This window comes from Hungatella sp. L36 (assembly GCF_014288035.1).
Genome location: NZ_JACOPC010000060.1, coordinates 1 through 853, shown reverse-complemented (window position 1 = coordinate 853; position 853 = coordinate 1). Strand labels below are relative to the sequence as shown.

The 853-nt window shown below is 46.0% G+C and carries 1 protein-coding gene; it reads left to right on the top strand.

The features are described 5' to 3' along the window. Window positions 1-187: 187 nt before the first annotated feature. Window positions 188-853: 3-isopropylmalate dehydrogenase (locus H8S80_RS33930; protein ID WP_118033389.1), on the top strand; the 666-nt coding region annotated here is incomplete at its 3' end.

Genomic DNA, 853 nt, shown 5'->3' with positions numbered 1-853 from the left:
GCTGTCATCTGTACAGCATACGGCGTCATACGGGATCAGACGATCCCGTCAGGGCCAGTTCGGCCATAAGTTTCCATCACTCATTTTGGATACACCGCAAACAAAATATCTGACTCAAAGGGGGAATGTCTGTGAATACCTGTTGATACCTGACGCATTTTTGATTATAATAACAGGAGAGGAATCGATGACGAAAAAAGCTTTACAGTGGCATCCTGCTTTCCAGGCCGCCTTACAGATTGAGTTTATGGATGAGCCCTGCCAGCTCGAATTTCTGAAAGAATTCAATCTGACCGAAAAACCGCTTCAGATTGATACCCTTGTGATCAAACCGGAGCCGGATAAAATTCTTTCTAAAAGTATCGGTCATATTTTCCGGAAGTACAATATTATTGAGTATAAGAACCCGGAAGATTATTTCAGCATCAACGATTATTACAGGGTAACAGGGTACGCCTGCATTTACCAGTCCAACACAGAAAAAGAACGGGAAATTCCTCCGGAGGAGCTTACCATCTCACTGGCTGTCAGCCACTATCCCAGGAAGCTGGCTGCATTTTTAAAGGATCTCTATCATGCGGACATCTCTCAAAAATATCCGGGGATCTACTATGTGACGGGACTCATGTTCCCGATGCAGATTCTGATTCTCCCCAGGCTTTCCAGAGAAGAGTTCACCTGGCTGAGCCGTCTTCGGATGAACCTGAGCCTTCAGGAGGATATCGAACCGCTGGCCAAAGCCTATGCAGGGAAAGAAAAGAACCCGCTCTACGAGGCGGCCATGGATTTTATTGTACGTGCAAACTGGAAAAAATATAAGGAGGGACGCGACATGTGCAACGCATTGGAAGAA